The organism is Sphingomicrobium sediminis, from assembly GCF_023805295.1.
GTDB classification, from domain to species: Bacteria; Pseudomonadota; Alphaproteobacteria; order Sphingomonadales; family Sphingomonadaceae; genus Sphingomicrobium; species Sphingomicrobium sediminis.
In genome coordinates, this window is record NZ_JAMSHT010000001.1 from 1972754 (window position 1) to 1990000 (window position 17247).

At 65.5% G+C, this 17247-nt stretch carries 17 protein-coding genes (1 of these 17 running past the window's edge); 1 reads left to right on the top strand and 16 read right to left on the bottom strand.

Annotated features, from left to right (window positions below; all coding sequences use genetic code 11):
* The first annotated feature begins 159 nt into the window (after positions 1 to 159).
* Entirely contained in the window at positions 160 to 660 is a 501-nt protein-coding gene (locus NDO55_RS10200) for a DUF4167 domain-containing protein (RefSeq protein WP_252114914.1), read from the top strand.
* Here the strand turns inward: NDO55_RS10200 and NDO55_RS10205 are convergent.
* The 16 genes from NDO55_RS10205 to NDO55_RS10280 all read right to left on the bottom strand — a co-directional run.
* On the bottom strand, positions 657 to 1412 hold the full coding sequence (locus NDO55_RS10205; protein WP_252114916.1) for a prepilin peptidase: 756 nt from the start codon (positions 1410 to 1412) through the stop codon (positions 657 to 659). The genes NDO55_RS10200 and NDO55_RS10205 overlap by 4 nt on opposite strands.
* On the bottom strand, positions 1409 to 2110 hold the full coding sequence (gspN, locus tag NDO55_RS10210) for a type II secretion system protein N (RefSeq protein ID WP_252114918.1): 702 nt from the start codon (positions 2108 to 2110) through the stop codon (positions 1409 to 1411). The genes NDO55_RS10205 and gspN overlap by 4 nt, the downstream gene beginning before the upstream one ends.
* On the bottom strand, positions 2107 to 2586 hold the full coding sequence (gene gspM, locus NDO55_RS10215; RefSeq protein WP_252114920.1) for a type II secretion system protein GspM: 480 nt from the start codon (positions 2584 to 2586) through the stop codon (positions 2107 to 2109). Before gspM ends, gspN begins: the two co-directional genes overlap by 4 nt.
* The gene (gene gspL, locus NDO55_RS10220; protein WP_252114922.1) at positions 2586 to 3683 is read right to left on the bottom strand and encodes a type II secretion system protein GspL; all 1098 of its coding nucleotides are present in this window, start codon (positions 3681 to 3683) and stop codon (positions 2586 to 2588) included. The genes gspM and gspL overlap by 1 nt, the downstream gene beginning before the upstream one ends.
* 2 nt (positions 3684 to 3685) lie before the next feature.
* The gene (gspK, locus tag NDO55_RS10225; protein WP_252114924.1) at positions 3686 to 4642 is read right to left on the bottom strand and encodes a type II secretion system minor pseudopilin GspK; all 957 of its coding nucleotides are present in this window, start codon (positions 4640 to 4642) and stop codon (positions 3686 to 3688) included.
* On the bottom strand, positions 4639 to 5259 hold the full coding sequence (gspJ, locus tag NDO55_RS10230; protein ID WP_252114926.1) for a type II secretion system minor pseudopilin GspJ: 621 nt from the start codon (positions 5257 to 5259) through the stop codon (positions 4639 to 4641). The genes gspK and gspJ overlap by 4 nt, the downstream gene beginning before the upstream one ends.
* A complete protein-coding gene (gspI, locus tag NDO55_RS10235; protein ID WP_252114927.1) occupies positions 5256 to 5621 on the bottom strand; it encodes a type II secretion system minor pseudopilin GspI in 366 nt (121 codons plus the stop codon). Before gspI ends, gspJ begins: the two co-directional genes overlap by 4 nt.
* On the bottom strand, positions 5621 to 6085 hold the full coding sequence (locus NDO55_RS10240; RefSeq protein WP_252114929.1) for a GspH/FimT family protein: 465 nt from the start codon (positions 6083 to 6085) through the stop codon (positions 5621 to 5623). Before NDO55_RS10240 ends, gspI begins: the two co-directional genes overlap by 1 nt.
* Positions 6063 to 6497, bottom strand: coding sequence for a type II secretion system major pseudopilin GspG (gspG, locus tag NDO55_RS10245; protein WP_252114931.1), 435 nt, complete (start codon positions 6495 to 6497; stop codon positions 6063 to 6065). The genes NDO55_RS10240 and gspG overlap by 23 nt, the downstream gene beginning before the upstream one ends.
* A gap of 4 nt (positions 6498 to 6501) precedes the next feature.
* Positions 6502 to 7722 carry a type II secretion system inner membrane protein GspF gene (gene gspF / locus NDO55_RS10250; protein WP_252114933.1) on the bottom strand — a complete coding sequence of 407 codons (1221 nt, stop codon included), beginning with the start codon at positions 7720 to 7722 and terminating at the stop codon, positions 6502 to 6504.
* The gene (locus NDO55_RS10255; RefSeq protein WP_252115597.1) at positions 7722 to 9242 is read right to left on the bottom strand and encodes a GspE/PulE family protein; all 1521 of its coding nucleotides are present in this window, start codon (positions 9240 to 9242) and stop codon (positions 7722 to 7724) included. The genes gspF and NDO55_RS10255 overlap by 1 nt, the downstream gene beginning before the upstream one ends.
* An 83-nt stretch (positions 9243 to 9325) precedes the next feature.
* Positions 9326 to 11512, bottom strand: a complete 2187-nt coding sequence (gene gspD, locus NDO55_RS10260; protein WP_425276901.1) for a type II secretion system secretin GspD — start codon at positions 11510 to 11512, stop codon at positions 9326 to 9328.
* Between the two features lie 26 nt (positions 11513 to 11538).
* Positions 11539 to 12339 carry a type II secretion system protein N gene (locus NDO55_RS10265; RefSeq protein WP_252114937.1) on the bottom strand — a complete coding sequence of 267 codons (801 nt, stop codon included), beginning with the start codon at positions 12337 to 12339 and terminating at the stop codon, positions 11539 to 11541.
* 173 nt (positions 12340 to 12512) lie between these two features.
* Entirely contained in the window at positions 12513 to 15278 is a 2766-nt protein-coding gene (locus NDO55_RS10270; RefSeq protein WP_252114939.1) for a TonB-dependent receptor domain-containing protein, read from the bottom strand.
* A gap of 92 nt (positions 15279 to 15370) precedes the next feature.
* Entirely contained in the window at positions 15371 to 16909 is a 1539-nt protein-coding gene (locus NDO55_RS10275) for a hypothetical protein (RefSeq protein WP_252114941.1), read from the bottom strand.
* Between the two features lie 228 nt (positions 16910 to 17137).
* On the bottom strand, positions 17138 to 17247 hold the 3' end of the coding sequence (locus NDO55_RS10280) for an acyl-CoA thioesterase (protein ID WP_252114943.1). Its footprint extends 286 nt past the window's final position; only the last 110 of its 396 coding nucleotides appear in the window; its start codon lies off the right edge, out of view — the gene reads right to left on this strand; it ends in the stop codon at positions 17138 to 17140.

Sequence of the window (17247 nt, forward strand, 5' to 3'; positions counted from 1 at the left end):
CCCCCGCTTCATACTCCCGACCCATCGGTGCTCTCCATGCCTTTTCCGGCATGCACGACTGCCACAGGATCGGGACTGAGCCTCGGTCGGAGGCCCCCTTGCCCCGGCCGTTTCGGGCGTTCGCGCGTGGCGCAACGTCGCTAAGCAAGGGACGAGATTTTGATCAGTAATCGTCAGAACCGGCGCCGCGGTCGCGGTGGCCAGCGGGGCGGTAACAACAACCGCAACACCAACCGCAACAGCGGGAATGCAGCACAGCTGCTCGACAAATATAAGGGCCTTGCCCGCGACGCGCAGATGAGCGGCGACCGCGTCCAAGCCGAATATTACCTTCAGTTTGCGGACCATTATTTCCGCGTCCTCGAAGAGGTCCGCGCGGCGCAGGAAGAGCGCCAGCAGCAACAGCAGGCCAAGCAGCAGAAGAAGCAGGGCCAGCAGGACGACAATTCGGACGAGGAACAGGCGCAGGACAAGCCCAAGCGCCAGCTGCGTCGCAAGAAGTCGGACGACAACCAGGATAGTGAGCAGCAGCAGGACAAGGCCGAAAAGCCGAAGCGCCAGCCGCGCCGCAAGAAGTCGGACGACAGCGATGGCGGCATGCCGATCGACGCGCTGCCGCCGGCCATTTCCTCGGATGATGACGAGGCCGACGCCGCCTAGGCGGCGCGCACGGCCAGCAGGATCATCATCACCGCACCGGCGGCGGCGAGCCCGCTGCCGAGCGGATATTCATAGCCCTCTTCGCGATGCCGACCGGTCAGTACGGCGAGCGCGACGAGCCCCGAACTGCCAACCAGCAGCACTGGCGCTAGTCCGGCCCAGCCGGTCCAGAGGCCAATGGCGCCCATCAGCTTTGGATCGCCCGCGCCCATGCCCTCATGGCCCTTGGCGCGGGCATAGGCGCTGCGAATGAAGGCGAGTACGGCAAAGCCGATCGCCCCGCCGAGCAGGCGATCCGCCAACGGGACAAAGGTGATGCCCTCCGCGGCGATAATGCCTAGGATAGCGACTGCCGCGGTCATGCTGTCGGGGAGCCAGCGATAGCGCACATCGAGCCAACCCAATCCAAGCAGTAGCCAGCCCGTCAGTGCGAGCGTCGCTCCGCGCAGGTCCGGGAACAGCGCCATCGCGCCGCCGCCGATGGCCAAGGCGGCAAGTTCGACGGCAAGATGCTCGCGCGAGATGCGTGCGCTACAACCCCGGCAGCGACCGCGCTGGACGAGGTGACTGAGGACAGGAATGAGTTCGAGGATCTCGAGTTTTCGTCCGCAGGCTTCGCAGGCGGACCGGCCTTTCAGCGCGCTTTCGTCATGTTCTGCGCGGCGGATGACGGTGGCAAGGAAGCTGCCAACGATCGCGCCCAGCAATAGCCCGAGCGCAATCGCAAGCGTCGGGTCGATCGGCAAGGTCAAAGCAGTCTTCCGCCCCCGACCAGCCGAACACCATTGCCTTGCGAGATGAAACCCGCACTGCCGAGCGGGACGGCTAGTGCCGGTGGGACATTGGCGATGTCGAGGATGCTTTCGGCCTCGCCGTTCGCATTGATAAAGATGTCGAGCGTCGCCTCGCCGCCCAGGAGCGAGAGCTGGAGACGGCCATCCTCTGCGCAGCTGAGCGGACCGGTGAGGCTCGGCACCAAGGGACGGATTGCGCCTGCGGGCACGGCAGTCATGGTGCCACTCGCACCGGCGCAGCTGCCATTCTCGAACCGGGCGGTCGCATTGTCGAAGATGAGCGAATCGATGGGCAGCGGGTCGAGCAGGCGTGACGCGCCAAGCTGGCCGCTGAGGCCGATGACGCCCGGATTGTCGGGATCGGGAAGCAAGGTGCCGCTGAGCGGGCCGTCGGGATCGTTGAGGCGCTCGAACATGGCATGCTGCTGCCCGGTGAGGATCGGCAATGGCTTGAGGCCCACATCGAAGGTGCCGAGCCGTTCGGGGCCGATCATCGCATCGCCGACGCGGCCGGCCCAGATCGATCCGGCGACTTGCCGCGCAGAGAGCGGGGACTCGCTACCGAGCGCGCCGCCAAGGGCGAGGCGCAGCGGAAACAGCACCGCCAGCGCCAACGCGAAGACGCCGAGGCTCACGATGAGGATGCGGCGGTTCATTGGCGCCCCCGTGCGACGATCAGGTCGACGGCGACGCCGCCTTCGCCATTGTCGGTGAGCCGCACGCTCTCGATGCGCAGACCCGATGCGCGGAGCTGGTCGATCCAGGTCAGCGCGGCCTGCGCCTGTGCCTGGGCGATGCCGATATCGGTGCGGTCGGGGCCTGCTTCGACATTGCGCGTGAGCGCGAACCCAGCCTGCGCCGCGCTTACCGAGACATAATCGGACACGGTGCCGGCAAAGGCGGCGACCGGCGCGTCATCCTCGCCCTGTTCGAGGGCCAGCGCGAGTGCACGAACATTGCCATAGCGCTCGCTCGCGACGACGAACTCGTCGCGTGCGCTGTCGTGCCAGGCGTTGACCGGGCGAATGACGGCGAGCCAGAGCAGGACGGGTGCGGCGATCGCCAACATGGCGAGGACCATGACCTGCTCGCGGCGCGACAATGCGAGATACCAGTTGCGCAAGCCTTCCATCAGCCAGCCCCCTGCATCGTCAGGTCGACCGTCGCGCGCCCGTCGGCTGCGTCGATCGGGTTGGCGATCACATTCCAGCCGCGGCGCTGCAGCGCCACGAGCAGGCGATTGATCGAGTCCATATCGGGCGAACTGAGGCGTGCGGTCAGGATACCGGCCGGTTCGACGCCGATCAGCGTCGCACCGATCATCGGCTCCTGTTCGATTTCGGCCAGCAGGCTGGCGATCAGCTGCGCCGCTCCGGGCCCAAGCGCGCGGTCGGCGAGCGCGACTTCCAGCCGTGCCTGCGCCGCATCCGCAGTGACCGGCTGGCCGAGCGCTGCGGTTGCGATGGCGGCGCTGTCGCGATCGAGCCGGTCCGCCTCGGCCTCCCAGCGTAGGGCCTTGCCGACGGGGATGAGGACGGCGACGAGGATGATGGCGGCGGTGAGCCAGGCCAGTTGCTTGACGATCCGGCGGTCGGGTTTCCAGCGGCGACGCATGGCGAAGCGCCCGCTGCGCAAGTCGACCGGCGGGTTTGCAGCGCCGGCAACCAGCAGGTTCGCCAATTGGTGATGGTCGATCGTGTCGACGAAGTCCTCGCCCACCAGGGCTTCAACCAAGGCAGGATCCTCGCCGATGGCCATGCCGTCGCGGGCAAGAATGGTGCGACCGGCAATGCGCGCTTCGTGCCAGTCACCGTCGAGCGGCATCAGGGATGCAAAGGGAACGATCATGTCGAGCGCAGCGCCATGCGCCTCGCCCCACGCGATCCAGCCATTCATGTCGCTAGCGTCGGTCACCGCTTTCCAGGCCGGGTCGGCCTCGCTCGGCGGTGCGCTGATGACGACATGCGGATCGGGGCCGAGGGCAGCAGCTTCGGCTTTCAGACGTGCGGCCGTGCGCAACTGGGCGCTGGCGACGTCGCAGCCTGGAATGAGGTCGAGGCGGACCGCTTCCGGACCGGCGAGCCCGATCGTGCGATCGACATTTTCGAGGCGTGCGATCCAGTCGGCATCGACGCCGTGGGCGATGACGCCTTCCTCGCTGACGTCCCACCATGCGGCGGTGCCGTCGCTACCCGGATCGTCGGGAAGGAAGAGGATGAGGCTGCGCATGACTAGAGCGCCTCCGCCCAGCGCCTCGCATGGAGCTGTGCGACCCCGTTTTCGACGGTGAAGAGCGACACTTGCTGCAACTCGCTATCCCCTTCCCCCACGCGGGTGATCAATCGGAACGTCCCGGTCTCGACCGTCACCTGCTGGGACCGCTGGCGCGGCAGGTCAACCCCGGAGAGCGGGCCCGTATTCCAGAAGTCGACCACCGAGCCGAAGCCGGCGCGCGGTCGCGAGGCGATCTGGGCGCGCGCTGCGCTGAGGCTGATCTGCTCGGGCGCGAGCATCGCCAGCAAGGCAGCCTGTTCGGGCCGCAGCGTTTCGACGTTCACGCTATTCGCCTCGTGCGAGGGAAGGGCGCAGAGCCACGGGCGGACGATTTCCCAGGTCGCGACGTCCATGCCCTCGATACCGGCCAGCTCATCGGGGCTGGCGACGGCGCGATTGGGCACCAGGCTGCCATCCGCCATGCGCTCGCTGCCGAGCGGGCGGGGATTGTCATTGCTGTCGAGCGCGTCGCCCGCTGCATCGGCGAGTTGCTGGGCGCGGCTCTCGGGAAGGCCGATCAGCTGAAGGAAATCGCGAAACTGGAAGACGCGGCGCGCGGTCGCCCTCAAGGTCCCGTCGCGGCGCTGGCGCACCAGGCTGTTCACGTTGAAGCAATTGCTGCCGTCCTCGATGCGCGCGGTCACGGTCTGGCCGTCCGGTAGTTCGATACTGCGTTCGACCCCGAGGACTTGCGCCTGCTGCGCGCCGGTTAGCGAGGCGGCATCGACCAGCCGCGCCTGTGCAAGCTGCTCGGCCATGACGAGCCATTGGCGGCCCTGCATGGCGACGCCGGCATTGCCCGCCAGCCGTGTCGAGAGGCTCAGCCGGTCGAGCGCGGTTGCGGCGATGGCGGCCATCACGGCGACGATCAGCAAGACGGAAAGTAGCGCGGTGCCGCGTTCGCTGGTCTTCATTCGGCCGCCTCCACTTCGCTATCCGTGTCGCGGTCGAAGCCGACGAGCGGGGGCAGGGCGACGATGAACTCGGTCTGCGGCTGGCGCGTGCTTGCGAGGGTCAGGCGGACAGCGCGTGGCAGCGCTTCGCCGCTTCCGTCGGGCCAGGTTGCCGACCAGCCGCCGGACAGGTTGCGATAGGCGAGCGAGAAGCCCGATACGTCTTCCATCAACACGGCCTCGGGCAGGCGGTCGGCAGGCCCGTCGACCGCATCGAAGGTCAGGCGAACGAGGCGCCCATTCTCGACCGTCCAGCCGATGCGCCTGAGGTCGCTCGTGGGGGCGGCATCAAGTGCGACGACACCGGCGCGGACGAAATCCATGCCGTTCGGATCGCCGGTAAATGCAGGGCGATCGCCGCCATTGGCATCGCGGCGCGGACGCAGCGCGACTTGCGACAGATCGGCGTCGAGCAGGAGGGCGATGCGCTCCACTTCCGCCTGTTCGGCGAGCGAACGATCGACCACGGCCTGCGTATCGGCGCTGGCGCGCAGCAGCCCAACCCCGGCGCTGGCGAGCAGCGCAAAGATGGAGAGCCCGACGAGCATCTCGATGAGGGTGAAGCCGTTTTTCCTCACGCGTCGATCCTCTTGACCGTGACGAGACGCTGCGAGGGGCCGCCGGCCAGCGGACGCACGGTGATGGTGACGGTGACGAAACGCGGGTCGGCCGTATTGGCGACATTGGTGAGGACGGCGAATTGCTGGCCGCCATTGACGAGCGTGCGGCTCGTATCTTCCGGGCGTCCCGGCTCGGACGCGACGAGCGCCGCTTCGTTGCGCGCGACCAATCGCGCCATGCCATTCTCGGTGAGATTGGCGGCGGTGCCGACCGCATAGGCATCGATGCGCAGCAAGGCGAGCGCGGCAATCGAGAAGACGCTCAAGGCCACGAGCATCTCGATGAGCGTGAAGCCCTTCTGGTCGGCGGGCACGCGCATCAATTGGCCTCCACCCGCCCGTTGGCGGCGACGGAGACGGTGGCGATGCGGCCCTCGGGACCGGTCAGCTGAACGATGCTCGGGGCGCTCGGCATGCCAAGATTGTCGAAGCGGATGCCGACGCGCCCGGCTTCCCCTGTGCTGGCAGTGACCCCGCCGCGAAAGGCCTGGCGACCATCGAAGCGGCGCGCCTCGAGCACTTCCCATTCGCGATTGCGATATTGTTCGAACCCGAAACCGGAGGTCGTCACCCAAATGCCGGTCGGCCGGCCGCGCAGGACGGCCTCGTCGCGCACCGCGGCAATGCGGCCGGCGAGCATGACGGCTTCGTCGCGCGCCACATCGCTCGGGCGCAGCGTCAACACGACTGCGCTCGCGGCAAGCCCGATGAGGACGAGCACCACCATCAGCTCCACCAGGGTGAAGCCGTTGCGGGTCGGTTTAGGGGGCGTAGATGTCCGCATTCTCGTTTTCGCCGCCCGGCTGGCCATCGGCGCCGAGGCTGTAAATGTCGAAGGGACGACCATCGCGGCCCGGCACCTGGATCTGGAACGGGCGACCCCACGGATCTTCCGGAATGTCGCGGACATAGCCGCCCGGGCGGTAGCGGTCGGGCTGGGCCAGGTCGGCGGGCGGGGTTTTCAGCGCCTCGATGCTGGTCGGATAGGTGAAATTGTCGATGCGATACTGCTCCATCGCATTTTCAAGCTGGCTGATATTGGCCTGCGCGGCAGTGCGCTGGGCTTGGTCCTGCGCGGGCAGGACGTTGAGCATGACGACGGTGCCGAGCAGGCCGATGATGACGATGACGACCATCAGTTCGACGAGGGTGAAGCCGTTTTTCTTGCGGCGTTTGGGCTGGGTCTTGGACGTCATGAAACTAGCTTCCGATCAGGGTCTGGAGTTGCAGGATGGGCATGAGGATCGCGAGCACGATGGCGGCGACGACGGCGCCCATGATGATGATGATCAGCGGCTCGAGCAAGGCGAGCGCAGAACTGGTGAAGGTATCGAATTCGCGTTCGAGATAGTCGGCGGCCTGGCCGAGCATGGGGCCCAGTTGGCCGGCGCTCTCGCCGCTGGCGGTGAGGTGGACCAGCAAAGGCGGGAACATGCCGGTACGGCGAAGCGCGCCCGACAGGCTGCCGCCACCGCGAATTTCTTCCTCCATCTGCCGCGTTGCTTGGGCGAGGCGACGATTGGAGATGGTGCGGGCAGTCAGGCGCAGACCCTCGACCAGCGGCAGGCGCGCCTCGACCATCGTGGCGAGCGTCCGCGCCATGCGGGCGGCATTGAGGTCGCGCAGCAGGCGACCGAAAAAGGGCAGTTTCAACAGGGCGGTGTCGAAGCGCAGGCGAAAGGCCTCGTTGCGCATCGCGGTTGCAGTGCCGATCACGGACAGCGCAATTGCGCCGAGCAGCACCCACCAATAGCCTGCGAGGAAGTCGCTGATAGCGATGACGATGCGGGTGAGGAGCGGCAGTTGCTGGCCGACATCCTCGAACTGTTCGACTACCTTGGGCACGACCGCGATCATGAGCGCGGCGACGACGCCGATGGCGACGAGGGTGAGAACGGCAGGATAAGCGAGCGCGCTGACCAGCTTGGAACGCATTTCGGCCTGGCGCTCCTGCAGCGCGGCGAGACGGTTCAATTGTTCGGGCAGCGTGCCCGAACTTTCGCCCGCCGCGATCATGGCGCGGTAGAGCGGGTCGAAACTCTTGGGTTCGGATGAGAGTGCATCGGCGAGGCGCCGCCCTTCGACGACGCGATCGGCGACGCGGGTGACGATGCCGCGCATGGCGGGCTTGTCGGTCTGCCGCGCGATGGTGCGCAGTGCCTCCTCGATCGGCGAGACCTTGATGAGGGTCGCCAGCTGGCGGGTGAACAGCACGCGTTGCTTGGCGTTGAACTTGGCCTCGCGCGACAGGCTGAGGCCACCGCCCGACACGGCTTTTTCCTCGGCCACCGCGACGCGCACGGGGACAAGGCGGCGCTGCTCCAATGCAGCGCGCGCTTCGCCGTCATTGGCGGCGCGGATCATGCCGCGCTTCTCGCGCCCGCGCGCATCGACGGCGAGATAGGCGTAGAGCCCGGCCATCAGCCTTGTTCTGCCTCGCCTTCATCCTCGTGACGCGAGATGCGGATGGCTTCCTCGGGCGTGGTTTCGCCCGAGCGCACCAGCTTGCGTGCTGCCGAGCCGAGATTGGGCGAATTGAGGAAGGCATGACGCGCAATCACCGCTTCGTCGCCGCCATCGGCGATGAGGCGGCGGATGGTGCTGTCGACCTTGACCGCCTCGAACACGCCGATGCGGCCCTTGAAGCCGGTATTGGAGCATTCCGCGCAGCCCTGCGCGCGATAGACGGTCTCGCCCTCGTCGAAGCCAAGCAACGCAGCGACGCTGCGGTCCGCCGGGACGGCTTCGCGGCAATTCATGCATAGGCGGCGCACGAGGCGTTGGGCGACCACGGCGCGGAGCGTCGAGGCGATGAGGAAGGGCTCGATCCGCATGTCGCGCAAGCGCGTGATCGCGCCGACCGCGTCGTTGGTATGGACGGTCGAGAGGACGAGGTGGCCGGTCAGCGAGGCCTGCACCGCAATATCGGCGGTTTCCTTGTCGCGGATTTCGCCGACCATGACGATGTCGGGATCCTGGCGGAGAATGGCGCGAAGGCCCGCGGCAAAGCTCATGCCGACCTTCGAATCCACCTGCGTCTGGCCGATGCCATCGATCGAATATTCGACCGGATCCTCGACGGTGAGGATGTTGCGTTGGCCATCGTTCAAATGCTGGAGCGCGGCGTAAAGCGTCGTCGTCTTGCCCGAGCCGGTGGGGCCGGTAACGAGGATGATGCCGTTGGGCTCGCCCAGCGCTTCGCGGAGGATCTCGTCGGCAGTGCCGTGGATACCGAGCAGGTCGATCGACAGGCCGGCATTCTCCTTGTCGAGAATACGCATGACGACACGTTCGCCGGCGCGGCTGGGCAGGGTCGAGACGCGTACATCGAGCTGGCGACCGCCAAGCTTCAGCGCGATACGGCCATCCTGCGGCACGCGGCGCTCGGCAATGTCGAGGCGCGCCATGACCTTGATGCGGCTCACCACCACGGGGGCGGCGTGCGCGGGCATGCGCAAATGCTCCTTGAGCACGCCGTCGCGGCGCAGGCGGACCACGAGGCCGCTTTCATAGGGCTCGATATGGATGTCGGAGACACCGAGACGGACGGCTTCGGCGATGATGCCGTTGATAAGGCGGATGGCGGGTGCGTCATCGCTCGAATCGAGCAGGTCTTCGGCGCTCGGGATGCCGCTGGCCAGTTCGTCCAGCTCGTCACCGCCGCCGCTCATTTCGGCGAGCCCTTCGGCAGCGCCACCGGCATAGCGGCCGTGGAGCAGGCGGTTGAATTCGCCTTCGTCGACAAAGTCGATGGCGAAGGGTTGGGCAAGATAGCGGCGAACCTCGATGAGGATCGACGGATCGGCGCCTTCCTTCACGGCCAGAGTGAGGCCGTTCTCACTGTCGGGGCGGATCACCACGCTATGTTCGCGCGCGAAGGCATAAGGAATGTCGATCACTGCCGACATCGGCACTTCGGCGCGCGGTTCGTCGAGCGCCATCGTGCCGGGCGTGGGCTTCTGCTCCTCGATGACGAAATCGCCCGGCTCGTCGATCGGGTCGCGGTTGCGGCGTCGGATGATCATCATTGGATGGTCTCCTCGTCTGCAGGATCGGTCAGGATATTTTCGCCCATCGGCTCGGCCGGCGGGACGTCAACGTCCTGCACGGTCGAGGGCCGCACGACGACATCGCCCGGAGCGAGCGGCGCGGCGACCGGCGGAACGGCGCCGAGATAATCGCGGACCAGCGTATCGAGCGCGGGCTCGACATCGGGATCGTTATAATATTGAGCGTTGCGCATGTAGCCGTAGCGGCGCGCGGTCATGGCTCGGGCATCGTCGCTGTCGCGGATGATGGTCGGGCGGATGAAGACCATGAGATTGGTCTTCGACTTCGACCGCGAGCGCGATTTGAACAATTCGCCGATGAGCGGGATGTCGCCCAGCAGCGGGATCTTCTCGATCGTGTTGCGCTCGGCTTCGTCAAGCAGGCCGCCGATCGCGAGGATCTCGCCATCGTCGACCGTGACGACCGTCTTGAACTCGCGCTTGTTGATGACGAGGTCCGAGGATCCGCTGGCAACCGGGCCGGCGACGCTCGAAACTTCCTGGCGGATGAAGAGCTTGACCGAGCCCGACGAATTGACCTGCGGTTTGACGTCGAGCTGGATGCCGACATTCTGGCGCTCGACGGTGCGGAAGGCATTGTCGAAATTGGTCGAGAGCGCTTCCCCGGTGGTGATCGGCACTTCCTGGCCGACGAGCAGGCTCGACTCCTGATTGTCGAGCACGACGGTCGAGGGCGTCGAGAGAATGTTGCTCTCGGTATCGGATTCGACCGCATTGATGATCGCGCCGAACAAGGCATTGCCCGCAAGATTGACGACCCCGCCGGCAAGACCGCCCGTGGAGCTCAGCGCGGACTGGACCGCGGCCTCGGTCACGCCGTCGCCGAGCGGGCTGTCGATCGTGGTGGTGACGACGCCTTCGTCGGAGACGCTCGTCTCGCGGCCAAGTTCGTAATTGGCGATGGCGCCGCCGATGGCGAGGATGTTGGGCTGCGCGTTGGAATAGTTGGCGGCGAGGAACGGGCTGTCCTCGCCTGCAAGCAGGAACTGGACGCCCAGCTGGCGCGCGGCATTGTCGCCGATTTCGACGATGATCGCCTCGACCAGTACCTGTTCGCGGCGCGTGTCGAGCTGGCGGATGACCTCGCCGACCTGGCGCTGCACTTCGGGATTGGCGGCGATGATGATCGCGTTGGTGCCGGTGTAGCGGGTGACGACGGCCGGCCCGTATTGGACAATGCCGTTATTGCTGGTGCTGGTCGTTACGGTCGATGCGGTTTGCGGTGCGGGCTGGCTGCGCGGACCGGCGCCCGTACTCTCGCCATCCTGCGAGGTGAGGAAGGCGGGCGCTTCGGAAGTGGTCGTGATCGGCTGGCCGAGCAATTGCTGGAGCACCGGCAGCATCGCCTCGGCATCGGCATGTTCGAGCCAGTAGACGCGGATCTGCGAGCCGCCCGCGGCGCGCATGTCGAGCTCGCGGGCAAGGTCCGCGTAGCGCTCGACGGCTTCGGAGGGCCCACGCAGCGCCAGTGCATTGGCGCTGTCGATGGCGCTCACACCGACCGGTGCGGCGAGGTCGCCGCCCTGCTCGTTAAGGGCGGCCAGAGCCTCGGCAATCTCGCGCGCGCCGGCATTCTGGAGATAGACGACATCGCTCGAGCTGGTGTCGGTATCTAGACGCTGCAGCAGCGCGCGGATGCGGCGCACATTGTCGGCATAATCTGCAATGACGAGGCTGTTGGCGTTGCGATTGGCGGTGATCGACCCTTCGCTCGAGACGAGCGGGCGCAGCGTTTCGATCGCTGCTGCCGCCTCGACCGTGCGCAGGCGGAAAATCTCCGTCACGAACTGGTTCTGTGCGCTTCCGGCAAGGCCGGTGCGGCTCGGCTGCGTCGCGGCGCCTTGGGCGGGCTGGATGCGATAGCCGCCGGGAATGGGAATGGCGACGAGGCCGTTGGCGCGCAACGTGGCCAGGAACACCTCGAAATATTCCGAGCGCGACAGCGAGCGGTTGGTCACCACGCTGATATTCTGGTTCACCCGACTGTCGACCACGAAGGTGAGGCCCGTCACGCGCGCGGCATCGTCGACGAAGGCGCGCACGTCGGCATCGCGCATGTTGAGCATATATTGCGCGTAGGCCGGCACCGGGGCCGCCGCGATCATCAAAGCGGCTGTGGCGAGGGCGATTTTCTTGGTCAGCATAAGGTGCGTCTTCATCTCGAGGTCTAGAGGTTGACCGAAACGGTCACGACGCCGTCGCCGCGCTCGACATCGAGCGCGAGGCGGGCGGCAGGTTTGAGGCTGGCTTTGAGTTCATCGATGTCCGACTGGCTGTTGATCGGCGCGCCATTGACGCCGACGATCACGTCGCCCTGCTGGAAACGAAAGAAGCTGAGCATTTGCGGCTCGACATCGAGCGGCAGGCGCGCGCCGGTAATGCGATTGCCGGTGGTGCGCGGCAGCAGGCGAAGGTTGGGAATGGCCGCAGCGACGGCGGCTTCGGTGCCGGCGGGCGGGCCGCCGACAACGCTCACCGTCTCGGCCGGGATGCTGTTGTCGATATAGAGCCGCTCTCGCACCCCGCCGCGGTCGAGCACGACATGGTCGAAGGCGACGGCGGCGAGCGTGACGCCGGGGGCGACTTCCTCGCCGACCGCGTAGCTGACCTGTTCGCCGTCCGATCCGGCGATGATGGCGCTGCCAGTACCGGCGCCGCGATTCTCGCGAATGCCGAACAGTTCGAGTTCGAGATCGGTCACGCCTTCGCCGGCCTGCGCGCTGGCGGCGCTTTGCGGGAAGGGGTCGACGCGCAAGAGCAAGGCGGATTGTTCGGCCTCGGACAGCAGGCGCGGCGTCGGCGCGCGCCAGTCGCCGACCGGGCCAACGGGGGTGACGATGACCCAGAACAAACGGGCGAGCAGGGCTGCGAGAATGGCGATGAGTACGAGCCGGACAAGCCGCGGCACGCCCGCAAGAAGGGCGCCTTGGCGACGCTTGGCGCGCCAATTCAGAATCGGGTTCGGCATTCGTGAACTCCCCGGGCTCCGTTTAGGTCTGAGGTAAAGGAAAGACTCTTTCAAGACTTGTTTTTTACAGATTTTAGACAGAAAGAAAGGCCGGCTCCCTTTTCAGGAAACCGGCCTCTTTTCAACACCTTGTGTCGGCTACCCGACAGCGGGGACCGATCGATGTGCGTCGATCAGAAGGTCATCGTCGCCGAAAGCGAGAAGGTGCGGCCACGATCATAATTCTGGATGATCAGTTCGCTTCCATTGAGCGTCTGCACTTCCTCATAATCGGTGCCGAGCAGGTTGCGGCCTTCGGCCTTCAACTCGACCAACGTGCCGCCAAGGTCGACTGCTTCGCGCAGCACGACATCGAGCTGGATGCCGGGCTTTTCGATGAAGTCGGGCGTCCGGTTCGGACCGCGATTGGTCGAACGATCCGACGCGTAGGTCAGGATCACCGTCTGCTGCGACAGGCGATCTTCATGCTCGAAGCCGAACTGCAGGTTGACGAGATGCTCCGACTGACCGGTGAGTCCGAGGGTCTGGGTCGTGTCGAACACCTGGTCGACCGCAATTTCGGTCGGGCTCGAGAAAAGGATCGAGGTTTCGCCGTCCGGGAAGAACAGCTCCGAGTCCGTATAGGTGTAGTTGGTGATCAGCGTGATGCGACGATCCGACAGGAAGCCTTCTTCGAACCCGAGGTCGTAGAAGGGGAGATATTTCCGGAACTCGACTTCGGCGCCGTACAATTCGGCCTTCGGCGCATTGGCGAAGGTCGACAGGAGCGACGAGCCGACATTGGCCGCGATCGTTTCGATCGGATTGTCGATTTCCTTGTAGAAGGCAGCGAGGCTGAAAATCTGGTCGCGTGGGAAATAATATTCGTAGCGCGCATCGATATTCAGGATCTCGCTGTCCTGCAAATACTGGTTGCCGAAGAAGGTGCGCTGCGTCTCGAAGTCGACATAAGGCTGCGGCGCCAGTTCGCGGAACTGCGGGCGAGCGATCGTCTTCGAAGCGCCGACACGCACCTGCATGTCGTCGGCGAAGTTCCAGGTGATCGTCCCAGCCGGGAGCCAATAATCATTGGCGATCAGCGTTGGGTCGGCTGCAGGCTGGCCGAACAGGATCTGCGGCGTGACCGTCTGAGTGCCATCCTCATAGCGAACGCCGAGGTTCACGAGGATGTCGCTGGTCGGTTCGATCTCGACCATGCCGTAGGCACCCTGCACTTCGAGGCCCGCATCATAGGCCGCCGAGCCGAGGCCGCCGGTCGTTTCACGAAGCAGGATGTCGAACGTCTGGATGTTGAAGTCGCTCAGCAGATAGTCGATGCGCTGCTGCGCCACCGTATCGGGAAGCGAAGCGACCGGACGGAAGTCGAAATCTCGGCGGATCGCCGAACGGGTGTTGTCGGTATAGGCATAGCCCGCCGACAGGGTGATCGGCATGGCCGTGGGCAGGAAATAGGCCACGTCGACCGCGCCGAACCACAGCTCGTCATCCAGCTCCGAGAAGGACAGGGTCGCATTCTGGGCCGGCGAACGAAGGTCGTTCACATAGTCGCCAATCTCGTCGTCGAAGAGATAGGAATAGCGACGCTCATAGGGCGAATCGCGACGGGTCTTCGCGTAGGAGCCGCGAAGGTCGATGTTGAAATCGCCGAACTGGAATTCGCCGACAACCTGCGCGTCATACAGCTCGCGCTCGAAATAGTTGGTGGCGCCGGTCTGGATCGTCTCGTCGGGACGTTCCGCCGAGGGCTGGACAGAATCGAAGGCGTTACCGATCGAAGCGCGCGCTTCCTTGAGCACGTCGCGGATATAGACGCCGGTCAGGCGGACCTTCTGGTCGCCGACATTGAGCGCAGCGCTGGTCATGCCGTTCACGACGACGCGGTTCTGGGTCGACAGATAGTCGAAGTCAGACGAGGCGACGAGTTCGTCATTGCCGCCGCGCGTGCCGGCCTGCTGGACACCACCACGCGTACGCCAGCTGTTCGAAATGCCACCGACCGCGATGAGGCCGAGATCGGCGCCGCCGATGTCGAAGGTCTCACCCGCGGCGATATCGCCCGACCAATTGACGGGCACGTCGTAGGTCTTCTGGATCAGCGAGGTCGACGCATTGTCGAGGCTGGTCGCGATATTCTTGATGTCCTGCTGCGAGAAATCGGCACCCGAGATGATGCGATTGCCGCTGTCGAAGGCGTTCTGGACGACGCTGGGAAGCGTGCGGTTGCCATCGTCATAGCCGAGAAAATCGGTCGAGCTGCCGAAATAGGTATAGCCCAAATTGAGCGAGGTTTCGGTGTCGTAGCCGATGCCGCCGCCTACCGAGAGGAAGCCTTCTTCAGGGGCCGACCGGGTAGTGAGGTTGATGACGCCGCCACCAAATTCGCCGGGATAGTTGGCTGAATAGCTCTTCTGGACGACCGTCGAAGCGATGATCGAGGTGGGGAAGAGATCGAGCGGGACCACGCGGCGCAGCGGTTCGGGGCTGGGCAGCGGTGCGCCATTGAGAAGCGCTGAGGAATAGCGTTCGCCAAGACCGCGGACATAGACGAAGCGACCACCAACGACCGACAGGCCGGTGACGCGCTGGAGCGCGCCGGCAATGTCGCCGTCACCGGTACGGGCAATGTCTTCGGCCGACAGGACCGAGACGACTTCGGGCGTCGCACGGACGGGCGAAGGAATATAGGTGCCGCGGATGATGATCTCGCCCTCGTCGCGATTGGCGCCGGGGCCGGAGATCTCGACCGGCTGGCCTGCAGGCTGGTCGTCGGCGCCGGGATTGGCGGCCTCGAGCGTGTCCTGCTGCTGGTTTGGATCCTGCGGATCGCCGACATCGCTGGCCGATGCGGACGAGGGCGGGGTCGCCTGCGCGAGCGCCGGGGCCGGGCCGAGAAGCGCGGTCGTCGCGAGCAAAGCGGTGATCAGTTGGGGATTGGTCATGACATGTCTTCCATGCGCTTCATATTAAGTAGCGAAGAGGGAGCGACAGCTGACGCCGCCGCTCCCCATCCTTCAGTTTGCGGACCGGCGGATCAGTTGCCGGCAGCCGGGATATCCAGGCAGCTGGCCTGGCCCGGAAGGTCGCAGGTCCAACCCTGCCACCACGTGTCCGCCGCACCGTTCACGGCACCGACATAGGCAGCGGCCTGGACGGCGGCGCTATTCTCGAGCGCGCTGAAGTCGGCAGCCGCAGTGGCCGCAGCTTCCGTGCCGCCATTGACGAAGGTGTCGGTCAGCGAGTTGGTGTAGTCGGCGTTGCTGTTGGCATCGAACAGCGCAGCGATGGTCGCTGCCGAGACGCCGCCATTGCCGTCGTCATAAGCGGGCGTGCCGCAGTCGAGCAGGACCGAGCGAAGCGGGGTGGCTTCCTCGTCGGTCATGTTGGTGACCGTCTCGCTATTGTCGATGTCGAGGCAGAAGCCGCCGCCCGTGACGACGACCGAGTTGTAGATCGACAGGTCGGTGCCGGCGCGGGCGTTGATGACCTTGCCGGTTTCGCTGGTGACGGCGGTCATGTTGAGGATCTCGACGTCGGTCGACGGGATGTTGTCGAACGGCTTGTCCGAGCTGTCGATCTCGATCAGCTTGTCGCCGCGGCCCGACGTATTGTCGATGATCACGAACTGGGTGAGACCCTGATAGCCCGAATCATAGTCGATGGCTTCGTCTTCGTTGCCGGTCAGGACCAGGTTGTAGTTGTTCACGCGGCCACCGAACCACTCGATGCCATCGTCCGAATTGTTGTGGACCTGGACGTGGTTGAAGATGGTGCCGGCGCCAACACCTGCCAGCGTGATGCCGTTCAGCTCGTTGTTGAGGTCGACCTGGAAGCCGGCATAGCGAACCTGCAGATATTCGATGCGGCCCGACGTGTCGTTGGCGGCGTTACCACCGTAGAGCGAACCCGACGTGCCTTCGACCGGCGATTCACAGCTTTCCGGCGTGGCGGGCGTGCCCGAGAGGCAGTCGCCGATCGGGGCGCGGCCCAGCAGGACGAGGCCGCCCCAGTCACCGGTCGAGCTTTCGACGGCATCGCCGACGACGTTGGCGCGGCTGGTCATGACGACCGGATTGTCGGCACGGCCATCGACGATGAGCTGCGAGCCGCGGTTCACGGCGAGGAAGTCGGCGCCCGAGGCACCGAAGATGGTCACGCCTTCTTCGATCGTCAGCGTGGCCTGCATACCGGTCGGGTTGTTGGCGTCGCCGCCGGCATCGGTGCCGACCTGGACCTTGCCCGAGAGCGAGTAGATCGTGCCGGCATTGTTCGGCAGGAACAGGTCGCTCGTGATGGTGCCCGAAATCTGGCAGACGCGGCGCTCGTCGGCGCTGTTGCCAAGGACGTCGACAGTGCCGGCATTGGTGGTGCCCGTCGGGCAGTCGGCGGCCGGGCCACCCGTCGGGGTGGGGGTCGGCGTGGGCGTCGGCGTGGGCGTCGGCGTCGGGGTGGGCGTCGGGACGACGATCACACCTTCGCCGGGCGAGGCGACATCGTCGGCACCGCAAGCAGCCAGCGCACCGGCAGCCACGGTCAGCATCAGGACGTTACGAACATTCTTGAAGTTGGTCATCTTTGTCTCCGCTCTCGGGCGAGTGATTGGATTTCGCTGAAACGGGCGCAAAGGAACCCCCTGCGGCGCCCGGTCTCGAGAAGCGGAGTAGGATGTGGGTTTGACGCTATCGTGCAGTGCAGGTGACGCGAACATGCCGACGGCATGACGGCTTCGTGCCGTCAGCTTGACGCGAGAATCTCGATTTCATGACGGAGCTGTGACGCCCCCGCCGCTAGCGCGCGGAAATCAGGCGATATCCTGCCCGACCGGCGGGTCGACCGGACGCGGGCGGGCATTCTCGTCGATGGCGACGAAGGTGAAGACGGCTTCGGTGACCTTCACTTCCTGCGCGCCGG

What these genes read in the sequence shown, in the direction of transcription:
- gspN (WP_252114918.1), bottom strand. Translation starts at nt 2,110, where the DNA reads ATGAACCGCCGCATCCTCATCGTGAGCCTCGGCGTCTTCGCGTTGGCG.
- gspM (WP_252114920.1), bottom strand. Translation starts at nt 2,586, where the DNA reads ATGGAAGGCTTGCGCAACTGGTATCTCGCATTGTCGCGCCGCGAGCAG.
- gspL (WP_252114922.1), bottom strand. Translation starts at nt 3,683, where the DNA reads ATGCGCAGCCTCATCCTCTTCCTTCCCGACGATCCGGGTAGCGACGGC.
- gspK (WP_252114924.1), bottom strand. Translation starts at nt 4,642, where the DNA reads ATGAAGACCAGCGAACGCGGCACCGCGCTACTTTCCGTCTTGCTGATC.
- gspI (WP_252114927.1), bottom strand. Translation starts at nt 5,621, where the DNA reads ATGCGCGTGCCCGCCGACCAGAAGGGCTTCACGCTCATCGAGATGCTC.
- NDO55_RS10240 (WP_252114929.1), bottom strand. Translation starts at nt 6,085, where the DNA reads ATGCGGACATCTACGCCCCCTAAACCGACCCGCAACGGCTTCACCCTG.
- gspG (WP_252114931.1), bottom strand. Translation starts at nt 6,497, where the DNA reads ATGACGTCCAAGACCCAGCCCAAACGCCGCAAGAAAAACGGCTTCACC.
- gspF (WP_252114933.1), bottom strand. Translation starts at nt 7,722, where the DNA reads ATGGCCGGGCTCTACGCCTATCTCGCCGTCGATGCGCGCGGGCGCGAG.
- NDO55_RS10255 (WP_252115597.1), bottom strand. Translation starts at nt 9,242, where the DNA reads ATGGCGCTCGACGAACCGCGCGCCGAAGTGCCGATGTCGGCAGTGATC.
- NDO55_RS10265 (WP_252114937.1), bottom strand. Translation starts at nt 12,339, where the DNA reads ATGCCGAACCCGATTCTGAATTGGCGCGCCAAGCGTCGCCAAGGCGCC.
- NDO55_RS10270 (WP_252114939.1), bottom strand. Translation starts at nt 15,278, where the DNA reads ATGACCAATCCCCAACTGATCACCGCTTTGCTCGCGACGACCGCGCTT.
- NDO55_RS10275 (WP_252114941.1), bottom strand. Translation starts at nt 16,909, where the DNA reads ATGACCAACTTCAAGAATGTTCGTAACGTCCTGATGCTGACCGTGGCT.